This is a genomic window from Paenibacillus sp. RC334 (genome assembly GCF_030034735.1).
GTDB classification, from domain to species: Bacteria; Bacillota; Bacilli; order Paenibacillales; family Paenibacillaceae; genus Paenibacillus; species Paenibacillus terrae_A.
Map to the genome: position 1 here is coordinate 3,432,887 of NZ_CP125370.1, position 14,708 is coordinate 3,447,594.

At 39.4% G+C, this 14,708-nt stretch carries 15 protein-coding genes and 1 pseudogene; 5 read left to right on the forward strand and 11 right to left on the reverse strand.

The genetic code is table 11. The features are described from left to right. Window positions 1–70 precede the first annotated feature (70 nt). The 3 genes from QMK20_RS15790 to QMK20_RS15800 form a co-directional block, all read right to left on the reverse strand. Window positions 71–1,936 carry a beta-glucoside-specific PTS transporter subunit IIABC gene (locus QMK20_RS15790; RefSeq protein ID WP_283652361.1) on the reverse strand — a complete coding sequence of 622 codons (1,866 nt, stop codon included), beginning with the start codon at window positions 1,934–1,936 and terminating at the stop codon, window positions 71–73. 104 nt (window positions 1,937–2,040) lie between these two features. Next, complete coding sequence (locus QMK20_RS15795; protein WP_283652362.1) at window positions 2,041–3,501, reverse strand: glycoside hydrolase family 1 protein; 1,461 nt, start codon at window positions 3,499–3,501, stop codon at window positions 2,041–2,043. A 6-nt stretch (window positions 3,502–3,507) separates the two neighbouring features. Then, window positions 3,508–3,948 (reverse strand): DMT family transporter, encoded by a 441-nt coding sequence (locus tag QMK20_RS15800; RefSeq protein WP_283652363.1) that lies wholly within the window; start codon window positions 3,946–3,948, stop codon window positions 3,508–3,510. A 377-nt stretch (window positions 3,949–4,325) separates the two neighbouring features. On the opposite strand from QMK20_RS15800, the gene QMK20_RS15805 reads away from it, so the two are divergent. After that, the gene (locus QMK20_RS15805) at window positions 4,326–5,219 is read left to right on the forward strand and encodes a LysR family transcriptional regulator (protein ID WP_283652364.1); all 894 of its coding nucleotides are present in this window, start codon (window positions 4,326–4,328) and stop codon (window positions 5,217–5,219) included. A 327-nt stretch (window positions 5,220–5,546) separates the two neighbouring features. Here QMK20_RS15805 and QMK20_RS15810 read toward each other — a convergent pair whose 3' ends face one another. Together QMK20_RS15810 and QMK20_RS15815 are read right to left on the reverse strand one after the other, a co-directional pair. After that, window positions 5,547–5,798 (reverse strand): hypothetical protein, encoded by a 252-nt coding sequence (locus QMK20_RS15810; protein ID WP_283652365.1) that lies wholly within the window; start codon window positions 5,796–5,798, stop codon window positions 5,547–5,549. Between the two features lie 300 nt (window positions 5,799–6,098). Further along, window positions 6,099–7,367 (reverse strand): DNA polymerase IV, encoded by a 1,269-nt coding sequence (locus QMK20_RS15815; RefSeq protein WP_283652366.1) that lies wholly within the window; start codon window positions 7,365–7,367, stop codon window positions 6,099–6,101. Between the two features lie 887 nt (window positions 7,368–8,254). On the opposite strand from QMK20_RS15815, the gene QMK20_RS15820 reads away from it, so the two are divergent. Both QMK20_RS15820 and QMK20_RS15825 read left to right on the forward strand, forming a co-directional pair. Further along, complete coding sequence (locus QMK20_RS15820) at window positions 8,255–8,386, forward strand: LysR family transcriptional regulator (RefSeq protein ID WP_283652367.1); 132 nt, start codon at window positions 8,255–8,257, stop codon at window positions 8,384–8,386. Window positions 8,387–8,453: 67 nt separating this feature from the next. After that, window positions 8,454–8,711: a LysR substrate-binding domain-containing protein gene (locus QMK20_RS15825; protein ID WP_283652368.1), complete on the forward strand. Its 258-nt coding sequence runs from the start codon at window positions 8,454–8,456 to the stop codon at window positions 8,709–8,711. A gap of 249 nt (window positions 8,712–8,960) precedes the next feature. Here the strand turns inward: QMK20_RS15825 and QMK20_RS15830 are convergent, their stop codons facing one another. The 4 genes and pseudogenes from QMK20_RS15830 to QMK20_RS15845 form a co-directional block, all read right to left on the reverse strand. Further along, complete coding sequence (locus QMK20_RS15830; protein WP_044647313.1) at window positions 8,961–9,341, reverse strand: VOC family protein; 381 nt, start codon at window positions 9,339–9,341, stop codon at window positions 8,961–8,963. A gap of 587 nt (window positions 9,342–9,928) precedes the next feature. After that, window positions 9,929–10,067: pseudogene (locus QMK20_RS15835) on the reverse strand (Y-family DNA polymerase); the annotation flags it as partial. A 186-nt stretch (window positions 10,068–10,253) separates the two neighbouring features. Then, entirely contained in the window at window positions 10,254–11,147 is an 894-nt protein-coding gene (locus QMK20_RS15840) for an SDR family oxidoreductase (RefSeq protein WP_283652370.1), read from the reverse strand. Window positions 11,148–11,209: 62 nt separating this feature from the next. Continuing rightward, window positions 11,210–12,133 carry a carbon-nitrogen hydrolase family protein gene (locus tag QMK20_RS15845; RefSeq protein ID WP_283652371.1) on the reverse strand — a complete coding sequence of 308 codons (924 nt, stop codon included), beginning with the start codon at window positions 12,131–12,133 and terminating at the stop codon, window positions 11,210–11,212. 453 nt (window positions 12,134–12,586) lie between these two features. On the opposite strand from QMK20_RS15845, the gene QMK20_RS15850 reads away from it, so the two are divergent. Both QMK20_RS15850 and QMK20_RS15855 read left to right on the forward strand, forming a co-directional pair. Further along, the gene (locus tag QMK20_RS15850; protein ID WP_283656290.1) at window positions 12,587–12,838 is read left to right on the forward strand and encodes an MFS transporter; all 252 of its coding nucleotides are present in this window, start codon (window positions 12,587–12,589) and stop codon (window positions 12,836–12,838) included. Between the two features lie 11 nt (window positions 12,839–12,849). Beyond that, window positions 12,850–13,116 (forward strand): MFS transporter, encoded by a 267-nt coding sequence (locus QMK20_RS15855; protein ID WP_349361962.1) that lies wholly within the window; start codon window positions 12,850–12,852, stop codon window positions 13,114–13,116. A gap of 287 nt (window positions 13,117–13,403) precedes the next feature. Here the strand turns inward: QMK20_RS15855 and QMK20_RS15860 are convergent, their stop codons facing one another. Both QMK20_RS15860 and QMK20_RS15865 read right to left on the reverse strand, forming a co-directional pair. Beyond that, a complete protein-coding gene (locus QMK20_RS15860) occupies window positions 13,404–13,646 on the reverse strand; it encodes an NADPH-dependent FMN reductase family protein (protein ID WP_283652373.1) in 243 nt (80 codons plus the stop codon). Window positions 13,647–13,748: 102 nt separating this feature from the next. After that, complete coding sequence (locus QMK20_RS15865; RefSeq protein WP_283652374.1) at window positions 13,749–14,696, reverse strand: helix-turn-helix transcriptional regulator; 948 nt, start codon at window positions 14,694–14,696, stop codon at window positions 13,749–13,751. Window positions 14,697–14,708 lie beyond the last annotated feature (12 nt).

Genomic DNA, 14,708 nt, shown 5'->3' on the forward strand with positions numbered 1-14,708 from the left:
CTATAATAGCATAGCTGGTTGTTATACGTTTTTTAATTTACTTCCAAGATCAAATCCATGCTGTCCTGTGTTAAATCAAATTTGAAGATGAAACCCCAGGTTCTGCAGGAATCACATGTAATAACTGTTTTGAATTTGGATCCTCCAGATTCACATGCACTTGATCATAATTAGATGAATTCGTAACAATAACCATTACCGTAGGATCATAACCTGCAGCCTTGATTTGCTCCAAGTCAAACTCAACTAATTTGTCTCCAATCGTAATTCTCTCATTTTCCTTAACCAATGGTTTAAAGTGTTGTCCCTTTAATTTCACAGTATTAATACCGATATGGATCAAAAGTTCTACACCGGAATCAGATACAATGCCAATCGCATGCCCGGTTTTGTACACGCTGCTTACCGTTCCGTTTACCGGAGCTGTAACAATTCCGCTTATTGGAACAATCCCTGCTCCTTTACCCATCGCTTCAGACGCAAACACTTCATCGCTTACACTGCTTAAAGGAACAATTTGGCCATCCACAAGTACCACAATGTCGTTTGGATTTGCTTGAACGCTTATGGAATTCGTCCCAGACTTATTAGATACACCGAAGAAATACGTTAAAATGACGGCTCCAAAGAATGCAATAATCAATCCAATGACTTCTCCAATAAAGCCTTGTCCTAAATACGTTGGAATTGCCAACAAGCTAGGAAATGTGAAAGTGGATGCATGTACTTCAAACGATCCAATGACAGCGCCTCCAATACCGGCGGCAATCATTGCACAGTAGAATGGACGCTTTAACTTAAGGGTTACGCCGTAAATTGCCGGTTCAGTGATACCAAAAATGGCTGTGATCGCTGCAGAACCCGATAGGCCTTTGATTTTGGCATCCTTGGTTTTCAAAAATACGCCGAGAGCAGCACCAGCTTGGGAAAGTACAGCTGCACATACGATAGGTAGCCATTGGTCGTATCCTTGATTAGCGACATTGTTTATCATCAGCGTAATCAGCGCCCAATGGACTCCAAAAATGACGATCGACTGATGGAACGCTCCTAAAACCAACCCAGCAAGTAATGGGGAGAACCCGTAGATTGCCAACAATACCATGGCGAACAGGTCACTGATCTTTGTGCCTACAGGGCCGATAGCAGCCAAAGTTAGAGGCAACATGATCACTAGCGAAAACAGAGGGGTTAACATATTACGAATCGATTCCGGAAAGAATTTGTTCAACAAAGGTTCCAAGTAAGAGAGGCCCCAAATCGACAACAGAATGGGAAACACAGACGACGTATACGTAATTGGTAGGATCGGTATGCCAAAGAAATCAATCGTTTGTGAATTGGATACGATCTCTACTAAAGACGGATGAATGAGTGCACCAGCTAACGAAACGGCTACGAATTGATTGACTTTCAGCTTCTTGGCCGCAGTAAATGCCAAGAAAATCGGCAAGAAGTAGAAAATTGCATCACTTGCTGCATTCCATACTTTATACGCACCACTGTCGATCGATATCCAGTTCATTGTTGTAAATAAAGCCAGAATACCTTTTAAAATTCCGGCTCCAGCCAAAGCTCCCAGGAATGGAGTGAATACGGCCGAAACAAAATCCATCAACTGACTGACAGGATTAAATTTCCCAGTTCTTTTTTCTGAAGCGCTTTCAGCGTTGGCAGACGCATGTACTGCCATTCCAGGTAATGAAGTTAGTTCATCGTAGACTTGAGATACAGAATTACCGACAACTACCTGATACTGTCCAGCACTATTGACAACAGTAATGACCCCATCTGTGTTTTCAATCTTTTTGGTGTTGGCAGCACTGGCATCATTTAATTTGAAACGCAATCTTGTAGCACAATGCCAAACCGCATTGACGTTCTCTTTACCTCCTACACCATCCAGAATATCCTTTGCCAATTTTTGATAACTCATCGTTATCCCTCCCATTTTAAGTGCCCGGATCATTCTTCCAGATACCGTTAACTGGTACGATAAAATGATCCGGGGATGCCTTATTCAATTAGTCAGTTCTCATCTTAATCGCTGGTGATTACATGAAGATCCTCGCCGTTTGAATCAATAACTTGCTTATACCAGTAAAAACTATCTTTAAAATGGAATTGCCCACTTCCATTACCTTCATCATCATAGTCCACATAAATAAAGCCATATCTTTTGCTCATTTCGGCAGTACCTGCGCTGATGATGTCGAAAGGGGCCCAGGTGCAATAGGCAAAAACATCTGCCCCTTCACGTATTGCCTCTTTCAGTGCCGCAATATGCTCCTGGTGGTATTCGATGCGATAATCGTCATGAACTTTGTTGTCCGCTGTTAAAACATCTTTGAAACCAAGACCATTCTCAGCCACCATCATGGGAACATGATACCTGTCCCAATACTTGGACATGCAGAGATATAATCCTGAAGCATTAATGGACCAGCCCCAGCGATTCGCTTTCAAATGGGGATTTTTGACGGTAGAATTAGGGTCCATCGTATTCTCGCTAGCTTTAACGGTATTGGACCAGTAATAAGAGACTGCAAGGAAATCGGCTGTATTGTTCCGAAGCAGTTCTTTCTCCGATTCAGTAATTTCCAACCGAATGCCATGGTCTTCGAAATACGTCAATGCATATTCAGGATACTCTCCTCGGATCAGAACATCGCTGTAGAAATATTGCATTCGATTCCGTCTAAAATTCAGTTCGACATCTGCAGGTTCACATGAATAAGGGGCGGTTAACGTATCGGCCAACATCATTCCCATTTGAAGAGATGGGTTTAGCTTGTGGCCAAATTCGGTGATTTTTGCAGACGCAACGAATTGATGATGAACCGCTTGAAACTGGGCCTGCTCGTAATGGTCAACTTTATCTTTCAATATGCCTAGGGAAGCAAACGCCTCTTTGTGCACAAGATTAATCTGATTGATAATAATCCAATATTTAACGGTTTGATGATATCTTTGCAGTACGGTTTGTCCATACTTTACGAAATAATCGATTAATTTCCGGTTCGTCCAACCGCCATATTGCTCAACCAGATTCAAAGGCATTTCATAATGGAAAATGGTGACGATCGGCTCAATATTTTTTTCTTTCATGTACCTAAATAGTCGATCATAAAAGGCCAAGCCCTGCTCGTTTGGGCCGGTATCATCCCCATTCGGAAAAATCCTGCTCCATGAGATGGATAACCGTAATGTTTTTACATGCATGTCCGCTAACGCATCGATATACTCACGGTATCGTTCGTAGAAATGTACTCCTTGGCGCTTAGGGAAATAGTATGTCCCATGTTTGTATTTTTCATATGTTTCTGAATCCATATTATTAAAATGTAGATCAGTAGGAGCAGCCCCTGGAATAAACGGCTGAATATCAGCGGTACTTAAACCTCTTTCATCCCTGCGATGTGCACCTTCTGCTTGGTTAGCAGCAATAGCTCCTCCCCACAGAAAGTCTTTTCTTATTTTGCTCATGTACGATTCCCCCAAGCGTATTTAAAATTTTTGTACGATAAAGACTCCTGCAATAACCAAAAGAGCTCCCAATAATCGAGGAATATTCAAAGTGTGCATACTAGCACCAATTAATCCAAAATGATCAATGATCACCGACACGATTATTTGTCCAGCTAAAACGTATCCAACCGTAGCTGCTACTCCTATTCTGGGCATGAGAATGGTTGTCGCCAATACATAGAAAGCACCCAGTAGTCCTCCTGTCCACATCCACCAGGGAGCTTCAAACCATTCTTTTTTGAACAACGATCCTTTTACAAAAAAAGATATGATTATTAATGAGATGGCACCTACTGTAAAAGAAATGGCCGAAGCAACAATAGGTGATCCCACCACCGTCCTTAGCTGCGCATTAACACTAAATTGCGTAGGTAAGGCCATTCCTGCCAATAATGCGAAAATTATGAATACGATAGCCACGTATGTTCCCCTTTCTCTTGCTTTGATCGATTAGCCAATCGGAAATTGAACGAAGTGCTTCATTAAATCGTTTATCCGATTTTAGAACCACGAGAAAATACCAAAAGAACGGTTTCAAGTGTGTCCATTGCAAAAGTAATCCCACCTACTATTTAGAGAGCAATGGAATAGAAATCAGAAACATTCAGTATTATCCCCTCTCAAATTCTGAAGATTGAATATCCCCTACAGATGATTCAATAATTTATCTTAAATATGGGAATACTAGATTGATCACCTTCTCAATTTATCGATTAATCATTGACAACCCGAGTATAATTCACGCAGTATAATAAGTAAAATTAATAATAAATATAGGAGGTATACTAATTACTTATATGGATATTAATTATGAGCTCTATAAGATCTTCTATATCACAGTAAAAGCTGGAAGTATGTCTAATGCGGCAAAAGAACTGTTTACATCACAATCGGCAGTTAGTCAGTCCATAAAATTACTTGAAAATAAGCTAGGTGGACAGTTGTTTCATAGAAGAGCACAAGGAGTGTCCCTTACTGTAGAAGGAGAGGTATTATTTCAATATGTAGAACAAAGCTATGAGTTATTACAGGCGGCTGAAAGAAAATTTTCGGAATTAAGGAATTTAGATGCTGGCCAACTAAGAATAGCCGTAAGCACAACAGCTTGTAGTAACTTCTTGATGCAATACCTAGAAAGATTCTCCTTGGCTTACCCTAATATCGAGATTTATATCAAAGATCAATCTACTCATTCTACAATTAAGCAGCTAGAGTCAGGCGAAGTTGACATAGGAATCATCAATCTGAACGGAAGCAGAGATTCTCTGACGGTGATTGGAAAAATAGAAATACAAGATTGTTTTGTAGTAGGTGAGAGATTTAAAGAAATATGTGATAAACCAATATTCTTAAAAGAACTAGTAGTAAATTACCCGATCATTCTAATGCAGAAAGGACTTAATACAAGAAAGTACATTGACAACTTTTTCACTTCATATGGCTTAAAAGTAATACCTAAAGTAGAGCTGAGTACCATGGAACTGTTAATTGAGTTTGCTAAAAAAGGTTTGGGCATATCATGTGTAATCGAGGATTTTGTTCGCAGCGATTTGGATCAACAACAGCTATTCAAAGTACCAATCCAAGAAACCATACCTAAAAGGTTTCTAAGTATTGCTATCAAAAAAGATTTGCCCCTTTCTTCAGCAACTCAAAGGTTTATTGAGCTTTTTCAAAGTAGTACAGGATAAATTTAATTATATAAAGAGCTTCCTTTTTTCTATATGCATCTAGAATCTTAACTACAGTAACTAGAATACGATCTAATAGAGCCATCGTTCCTCTATAACAAATTTTTTGTTCAATAATCAAGCAATTTTTTAAATTCGAAATGACTTTTCAGAATATCTTGAAATATGCTTCTATCATTTTCTGCATCTGTCCATCCACCCATTTAGTGAATGAGGTATCCGATCTGTAAAAGGATCATGTGTATGTCCTTTACGGCAAAGGAGAACAAGTTCTTGTCCGAAGAAGTGGGGAGAATTCGGATTGAGGCATCCACTGCGTGCAAAGATCTATTTCACAGCTTCCAGATACGCACCGAACAAAGCTCGGTATGAATATTCAGGATGAGATCGAATACGAGATTTCTCCAACAACCACGCAATAAGGCGAAGTATACGAGCTACAATCTCTATGTCTTCGTCCTTTACAAGCAGATAAACGTAGCCGAGGTCCAGCGAACCTCGCTTCAACCGCTCCAGAATGAAGTCCGTTTGCTCCTGTGACAACTGGATGGTCGGTATAGTGAGCATGAAACTGATCAAATTGGAATTTGTCTTCTTTCTTCTTGCTAACAGGCATATCATTCAAATAAAGATACTCTTGATAATTTTTTTCTTGCTCTAGTAAAGCTTCGACTAAGATGTTAGGAAAGATTACGCAGTGTTCTTTTCATTTATTTTCTACACCCTCATCGTAAATTTGACATACTTTATACATTATATTCCTTTAGCAATGGAAAGCATAATTATTTTTGTATTATTGATTTATGGTACTATCTTAAAGGAGCATTCTAAATGCATAGTGCTAGATGATTAGTTTTATTTTCCTTATCTGCGAACTGTTTATTTATAATGCCCCCCGATTTTTAGGGACCTTTCCAGCGCCTGACCGGCGTTGGTCAAAGAGGAAGCTCTTACAATAGCTGCACTACCATAGCGTTCTTTAATGCTATCTGTTGCTTTTTCCAGGGAACGTGTACGCTCCTGATCTTCAAAGAAGGAGAGTTGATATGTTTGATCGTCAACCAGTTCACTTAAAGTGACACCTAGGCGTCGTATCGGCATGCCATTCCAAAAATTATAAAATATTTTTTTTGCTGCATCGTACACTTTATTCGTATTGTTAGTCGGGTCAGTAAGCTTCATTTGCCTGGAAAATCCAGTAGGGGCTTCATATGGACTGCATATACAACTGACAGTCACAACAGAACCCATATACCCTTTACGACGGCTGTCTCGACAAACCTCTTCGGTGAGTTCAAGCAAAATCGTTTCAATCTCATTCTTGTTCGAATAATCCTTGGGCAGGGTCATTGCATGGCTTATCGACTTTTGCGGGGAATCGAGCGTAGATGGGATAACAGGACTATCGTCCAAACCGTTAGCAGTTCTCCACATAATCTCAGCCTGGATGTCCGACTGTTTTCCAAAATGACTGCGGAGTTTCGTCTTAAGTTCTGGCAAAGTCATTCTGCCTATATCTCCAATAGTTGTTATGCCAAGCCGTACAAAATGTGCTGTCATCCGCGATCCCACTCCAAACATTTTGCTGACCGGCTGTGGCCACAATAAATGTTCAACTTCTGCTCTGGATAGTGTGAAAATCCCGTTTTTGTTCTTCTTGGCCCAAATGTCAGTTGCAATTTTTGCAAGTATCTTATTGAAGCTGCTTCCTATTCGAACCCAAACTCCAGTTTGTAAAAGAACATTTTGCTGAATGTCTTTTGCAATAACTAATGAATCACCAAACGTTCTTACACTACCAGAAATATCCAAGAACTGTTCATCAATACTAAACACTTCTACAAGATCAGTATACTCCTTGTATATATTCGTGATTGCTAAAGAAACATCAATATAGTATTTCATCCGTGGTCGTACGATAACAAGTTTAGGACACTTTTTCACAGCTTCTCCCAGACGCTCTGCTGTAGTTACACCAAAACTTTTTGCAATGGGGCACGCCGCTAAAATGATTCCCGACCTACGTGAAGGATCGCCAGCTACCACAAGTGGTTTATTTCTATATTCTGGGTGAGAAGCTTTTTCCACGCTAGCGTAAAAACTTTGACAATCTGCTAAAAAAATTGTTCTCTTATCTTTTTTAATCATGTTGCACCTCCAAAAAGCAAATGAATAAGAGCATACATTCACAAGTCAATTATATACCAAACATACGTTCTATACACAAAGTAAATACTGGAATTAAAAAAATAGTGGACAGCAATTAAAGAGCTATCTCCACTATTTTTGTTACTTATATCATGTGCTAAGCATCCTGCCTTTTATAAAAAATGTATTACTAATAAAGAGCTTAAGTCTATCTAAGATGTTTAGGGATATAAAAACAATTACGCCAAAAGCATCATATCGATTAAATCTGCTGCTAAAGATTTAGATCCACTCACACCTTTTACATATTTTAAAGGACCGTCAGATGACCAATTCATTGTACTGAGCTTCTTTACTCTCTTATGCATCATATTATAATCGATTCTACCACGCTCATTTATGCACATTGTTAGAAGCTTGGACCCCGCAATAGAAAGAGCATCTAGACAAAAAATATGAGTGATACGGTACTCCCCGTAGTCAATCCATTCCTTGGAGAATGTATCTTTAATTGATCGATAATAGTTTAATGCAACTTGGTATCTCTCTTCGTTGCTCGTCCCTATTAACTTTTGTTCCTTAAATAACAATTGAGTAGTTCGATACAGATTTTGGAGAGTAATGTGACGTCCGCGAGTGCGTTTACCTATTATGCTGCCAATATTGTGGAAGGGACTCTCTGGTCTAGTGATAAGTTCAGTCGCGATCCAGCTAGACTCATCAGAATTACGGCGTTAAGATAGTGCATTGTAAACCCTCCACATCATATCGACTCAACCTGATAATCTTATGGTATCATCAACGATGACAGAAGTATAATTTATGATAAGTATGCTTTCGATGCATTTCAGTAATGAATAATGTGAAATGAATTCAGGAGGACACGTATGGAAATTCAACAATTAAAATATTTTCAGGTCTTGGCTGACATACAGCATGTTACGCGAGCTTCAGAGGTACTGAACCTTTCCCAGCCAGCATTAAGCCGATCAATCTCCAAGCTCATTTCATTGGTTTGAACGAATTAGCTAATGAATCCCTTATTTTGTTAAAAAAGGATACGCTCTCCGTCAAACCACGGATCTGATGTTTCAAGAACACGGAATCCAACCTCACATCACCTTTGAAGGCGAAGAGGTCGCAACCGTTGCGGGACTGGTGGGCTCAGGCCTTGGCGTATCGTTGCTTCCAGACTTACAGGGACTGGACACCCATAAGGTTGTCCAAGTCCGCCTAAATGTCCCAGAATGCCACCGATCCATAGGATTAGCATGGAGGATTGAGAGATATTTACCGCCCGCTGCTGGGAGTTTTAAAAATTTTATTATAGCCAAATTTTCTTAGGGAAATTTTACAACTGGGAACAAGATGAAAAGATTAGAGCAGCGGGCTGATTATAAAATTCATCTCTATTGGATGCTAGGATTAACCGTATTTGGGATGCATCTGATACGCAAATAAAATTAAAAGCATGGGAAACCTGTCTCCTCTTTAATGAACCAGTTACTACGACCTGATATTTTGGAATTGAAGTGAATAGAACTCACTATAACTTGTGGGAAATAGGGTGCGGTTTGGTCACAACATGTAAAATCACACTAAATACTGAGATATTTCAATAAGATTTTGATCCGGATCTCTAATATAAACGGATACAATAGGACCTAGCGCGCCTGTTCTGGTTACGGGTCCCTCCTCAATATTCACTCCAATGGTGTCTAGATGATTCACAATCTCTTCGATGTTTTTATCGGTAATGAAACACAAATCAGCAGACCCGGACACCGGGTTTTGGGCTTTGGGTTCGAATTCTTTTCCAGCTTCATGTAAATTTATTTTTTGATCGCCAAAACGCAATGCTTTACGATTTAAACCGAACGTTTCCTCCTTCATACCCAAAACATGGGTATAAAAATGTACGGATTCTTCAATTTTTCTAACAGTTAAAACGAGATGATCAAGCCGTTTTATCATTATTTCTCCTCCTATTTTAAAGATGGGTGGCTTCTCCAGTATCTTTTATTACAAAGAAATGTTCTCTTCGTTTGGACTGCATTAAGTACAACAAAAAAATAACAGATTATATTTAGATTCTTGAATATGGAAGTCACCTAAAAACATTGTTCTAGAAGAACTCAACATAAGCGATCCCCATCTTACCTTATCATAAAATGCATAGAACCATCCTTAACTGGAACAACATTGATAGTTTCAGTCACTGGTCCCCCCTCCCAAGGTATTATATCCCATACCTCACTTTTAAAAAATTATTAGACTCATTTTCTAATTACTTATCAAATAATACAACATTTCACAATATTTATAGATGTTAATTATGTACATTGTAATATAAAGTAAAATCACAATTAAATCTTTACAATGTAGTACATATAGAAACAATTATGCACAAATATTAATATGCACACTTTTTTGCTGATACTCTGGATCACAGTCCCGTCAAGCCGGAAACATTGGATACACCCCCAAAATCGATCGGTCATATAATGACCCTGCCCCGGGATTATGTTCAGTCTGCGGAAGTGGAGACTATCCTGCTTGGCATCAATATAATATTTCATATGGGGACGGGCAAATCACAAGCTCAGGACACTTCTTGAGAGCTTCACCGAGCCTTTTTGCTGTAGACACTCCGAAGCTTTTTGCCATAGGACAGGCTGCCAAAATAATTCCGGATCCTCTTTACCAAGACTTAATTTTATAAATTCTTGTTCATAAGGTGGTTAATCGATATATATGTATTTATCGATAGATAAGAGCAGCTCCATATAAAATAGAAGCTGCTGCTTCCTGTTTATTTTACAACTTTAAAATATTTTAAAAAGGAGGCGTAAAATGCCTGAACTAACTGCAATGAAATGTAATGAGTTAGCCCTTCATTAGAACAGATTGGAGCTCAACCAAGAACTGTTCTAAGTTTACAGGGTCCTGCCCTGTGAGTTCTGCAAATGCTGGAGAAACCTGTTCATATTCTCCTTTAGCAGCTGCAGTATCAAAAGAAGCTAATCCCTGTGCCACTTTCGGAGGCGCTCCAAACGCTTCATACATACCTTCTACTTGTTTTATGTTTATTAGGTTGTACGTAATGCTCTTACCTGTGATTTTATTTAAAATGTCTGCTATATCGGAGCTGGAGAGTGCTGTTGGACCGGTAATATTCAAGGTGCGTTTGTCCTGTTTCGCAAAAGCTAATGCCACTGCCGCTGCAATTGCACAATCATTACGAGTGACGTAAGCAACTTTGCCTTCGTCTATAGCGTTGATATATTGACCAGTTTTAACTGCATGTACTAGAGAAGGTAGTAAATTATCAGCATACAAATTATTACGAAGTATAGTATAAGCGAGACCACTTTGGTGTAAGGCTTGTTCCGTTCCATAGTGGTCAGAAGCAGTAGTATTAGCTGTGCCAGGCACAGGATTCAGAAATGAAGTATAGACAATGTGCTTTACTCCTTTCTGGGCTGCTATCTGTATCGCATCCTGATGCTGTTTCAATCGTTGACCAGGTACTGCCAGAGCGTCGGTACTAATAAGAAGTAACCGTTGTACTCCAGCAAAGGATTCTTTTAACTGCTCTAGATAGTTAAAATCTGCTTGACGGACCTCTAATCCTTGCGTAACTAGATCCGAAAGTTTCTCAGGGTGACGTGTTAATGCAATAATTGATCCTTCATAATGGTCAAGCAGCCATTCTATAGCTGTACGGCCTAGATGCCCGCTTGCTCCCGTGACTAATAATGTATCTTTTTGTGTGCTCATATTAGTATATCCTCCTCAAAGTAACAAAATTAAAATATGATTTACCTTATTGACTGATGGCTCTAAAATATATCAACAGATGAAGGTGCAGACGCAGAAAAATTAAAGTTTTGGCGGATATTAAACAACCATTTTTCATAGATTTCTGGTCGCCAATCTGGAGAACCTGTAAGTGGATTGGCTCCAAACAAAGTTAGCATTTGACGTGATTTATCAACGAGTGACAGATTCAGCGTTGCGACTTGTAATTCTTCTCTGGATCCGGCTGGTTTAGCATAATAAGCTGTACTTAAGATAGATGACGAAGGACCAATAATGAGACTCTCACCTGAAAAAGATAAATTACAATCGTATCCTACCAGATTGGAACTCATTATAAATAATGCATTTTCAATTACACGTGCTTTGAGTTGAGTAAAATAACTGTCTTCCCAGCCTATAGCAGATGCCGTCGGATTAAGATACAACCTAGAGCCAAGAGCGGCATAATACCTTACCACTTCGGGGAATGTATAGGTATCGAAACATATACCAATACCTACAGGTCCCCATGGTGTATCAAATAACAAAGGATCGTTTCCTTTTGTGGCCCACAACAGCTCATGACCAACAGGATGAATTTTTCGGTAAGCACCTACAATGCCTCCTGGGCCAACAACGAGTGCTGTATTGTAAAGTATAGAAGAATCTATAGCATCGCGTTCTGGCATACCCACTATAATATATGCATTATGTTTTTGAGCAAGTAAAGCCAGCTCGTTGGCTGCTGGACCTGGTATTGTTTCCGCATTTTCAATTTGCATTGCTGTGGAATCTTTCTCAATGTTATACCCGGTAAGTGCCATTTCCGGGAAAAGAATAATTTTAGCACCCTGTTCAGCAGCAGATTGAATATATTCTTTAATTCGAGCTAAATTCCCAGTTTTATTTCCCCATTCTGCATGGAAATTAATATTTGCTACCGTAACGATATTTTCATAAGACATAGTTACTCTCCTTTTGTATGGATTGCGCTACTTGAGTTAAACTGAAATAAAATTGGTTCAGGCATGTTTATGAAGTTGGTTTATCCAGTGATTATTGAGACATTCCTGATTTGATCAGCAGGTATCTAAACTATACAGAAACACTACTGACAACTGTATGGCAGTAGTGTTTTTGGTGTTCAAATATTTATTTTTTAGTTTGACAAATGAATTTTCAAACCATAAACTGATGAAATTGAAATAGAAAGTTCTTCCATATTAGCAAAACTCATTCTATTTCAACTGTGGTACAGGCGATCCGAAATTGGGCCACCTGTACCTTTTTTTGTGCACGAATTCATGCACACAAGCAATCAAAACGAAGGTGGAAATAAAAAAGGTGGAGAGATTTAGGAATAACAGCGAGGATATATTTTAACTGGTATTTTACTTGCCACAACGATATCAACACCGATTTTTGGTAAGTTAAGTGATTTATACGGAAGAAAACCAGTCTTTGTGATTGGCAGCATCCTTTTTTCTCTTGGTTCTTTTTGGTGTATGTTTGCCCATTCAATGGAGTCGCTAATTATATATCGGATAATTCAGGGGATAGGAGCAGGAAGTGTAGTTCCGGTTACTTTTACAATTGTAGGAGATATCTATAAAGCAGAAGAGAGGGGCAAAGGATTGAAAAGCAGGCAAAGGAACCAGTCGTTCCGCTAAAACTGTTTCGTATTCGTGATATCATGATTTCATGTATAGCCGGCTTTCTGGTAAGTTCATTGATTATAGGATTGACTAGTTATTTACCACTATGGATTCAAGGTGTCTACGGGGGTAATGCATCTTCCGCTGGAGTGGCACTATTACCAATGACTATAGGCTGGTTTATTAGTTCAATCGTTAGTGGAAGAATCATGTTTTCTCTCGGCCCTCGGATTACATGTATTATTGGTTCAAGTTTTATCGTTTTTGGCGCTGTCACTCTGGCGTTTTTTTGAATAGTAGCTCACCGTCCTGGTTTTTACCGCTGTGTACGCTGCTGTATGGTATAGGTTTTGGTTTTTGTGTTACTGTCTTTACTGTTATTGCGCAGTCTGCAGTTGGATTTAAACTAAGAGGATCGTCAATTGCACTATCAACGTTTTTAAGGAGTCTGGGTTCTACCTTGGGAGCAGCGGTATTTGGCTCATGGCTTAATTATAGAACTACTTCGGAGGTTCAACAAGAAGACCTGCTATCTCAAAAAGTTACACAGTCGGATATCGACTCGATTCTTTCACCACATTCACATCAGGCAGGGGATCAGGTCGCTCTGCTCTTGCGTGGTCTTCTGGAACACAGTTTGCAATCCCTCTTTAATGGTTTCAGAATTTATTTCCGGCACCTGTAAATCATACAGATCAAAATGAATAATTTTATGTTGCGGATAAGTTGCACGATAAGAATCCGCCAATTGCTGACCAACCGATAGAACGCAGGAATGAGAGGAGAATCCTGAATGTGCAGTGAGAAATAAAATAGTGGACATGTTGGTGTCTTCCTTCCAGTAAGTAAATTGTCTAACTTGGCAACCCATAAAAATATATGCGCTTAGATTAAACTATACAAAAATGCTACTGACGATAGTGTGTCAGTAGCGCTCTAGCATCTTTTGAATTTCTTTGTGGACCTGATCCCGAAAGGATTCCGGTTCGAGAACAATTACATCAGACCCCCAGTTGAGAATCCAGGACAATAATTCTTCCGGTTGACGAACACGGAAATTCACCACATATCCGTCCGGACATAGCTCGGCATCTTCCATATAATAATTGTTTGTTTCTTGAACCTTACCTGCAAGTTCTGCTTTAAACAATGCACGGATATGAATATGACGATCATCTTTCCGTCTATATTCATGCAGATTGAAATCCTCTGGAAGCTGAAAAGGTTCATCTGTAATAACAAGATCACTAATTCGGGAGATTTTAAAGTGGCGGATATCTTCACGCAAATCACATCTGGCGAGCAACATCCACATGCCTTGTAGCAATACTAGTCCGAAAGGTGCCACGGTCCGGATGGTTTCACTATAGCCATTCGACTCTTTTACGCCTTTACGGTATTTAAATCTAACTTTTTTTCCATCAAGCATAGCGATACGTATAATCGCCAGATCATTTCTTGTAGGTTCTCCTGCTGCTGGTTCTTCAGGAGGTAAAAGTCGGATGTTACTGTAATTCCGACCAGCCTCTTCTCTTACTTTTTGAGGTAAGATTGTTTCTATTTTAGCACGAGAAGAACGAGCATTTTTGCTAAGGTTGCTATCAAAATGGTGTTCTATAAAATCAGAACCAATTAATAATGTTAAAGCCTCTTCCATCGTAAAACTAATGGGAGGCAGAAAGTATCCCTCCATTAAGGAATAACCTGATCCCGGCAGACCTACAATTGGAATACCCGCTTCGCTAAGAGCCTGGATATCACGATAGATTGTTCGTACACTGGTTTCTACCCGCGCTGCCAGCTCTTCAGCTTTTAATACACGACTGCGTTGCAATTCTAACACAATGGCTAACAGGCGTTCTGTTTTATTCAACTTATGGTCTTC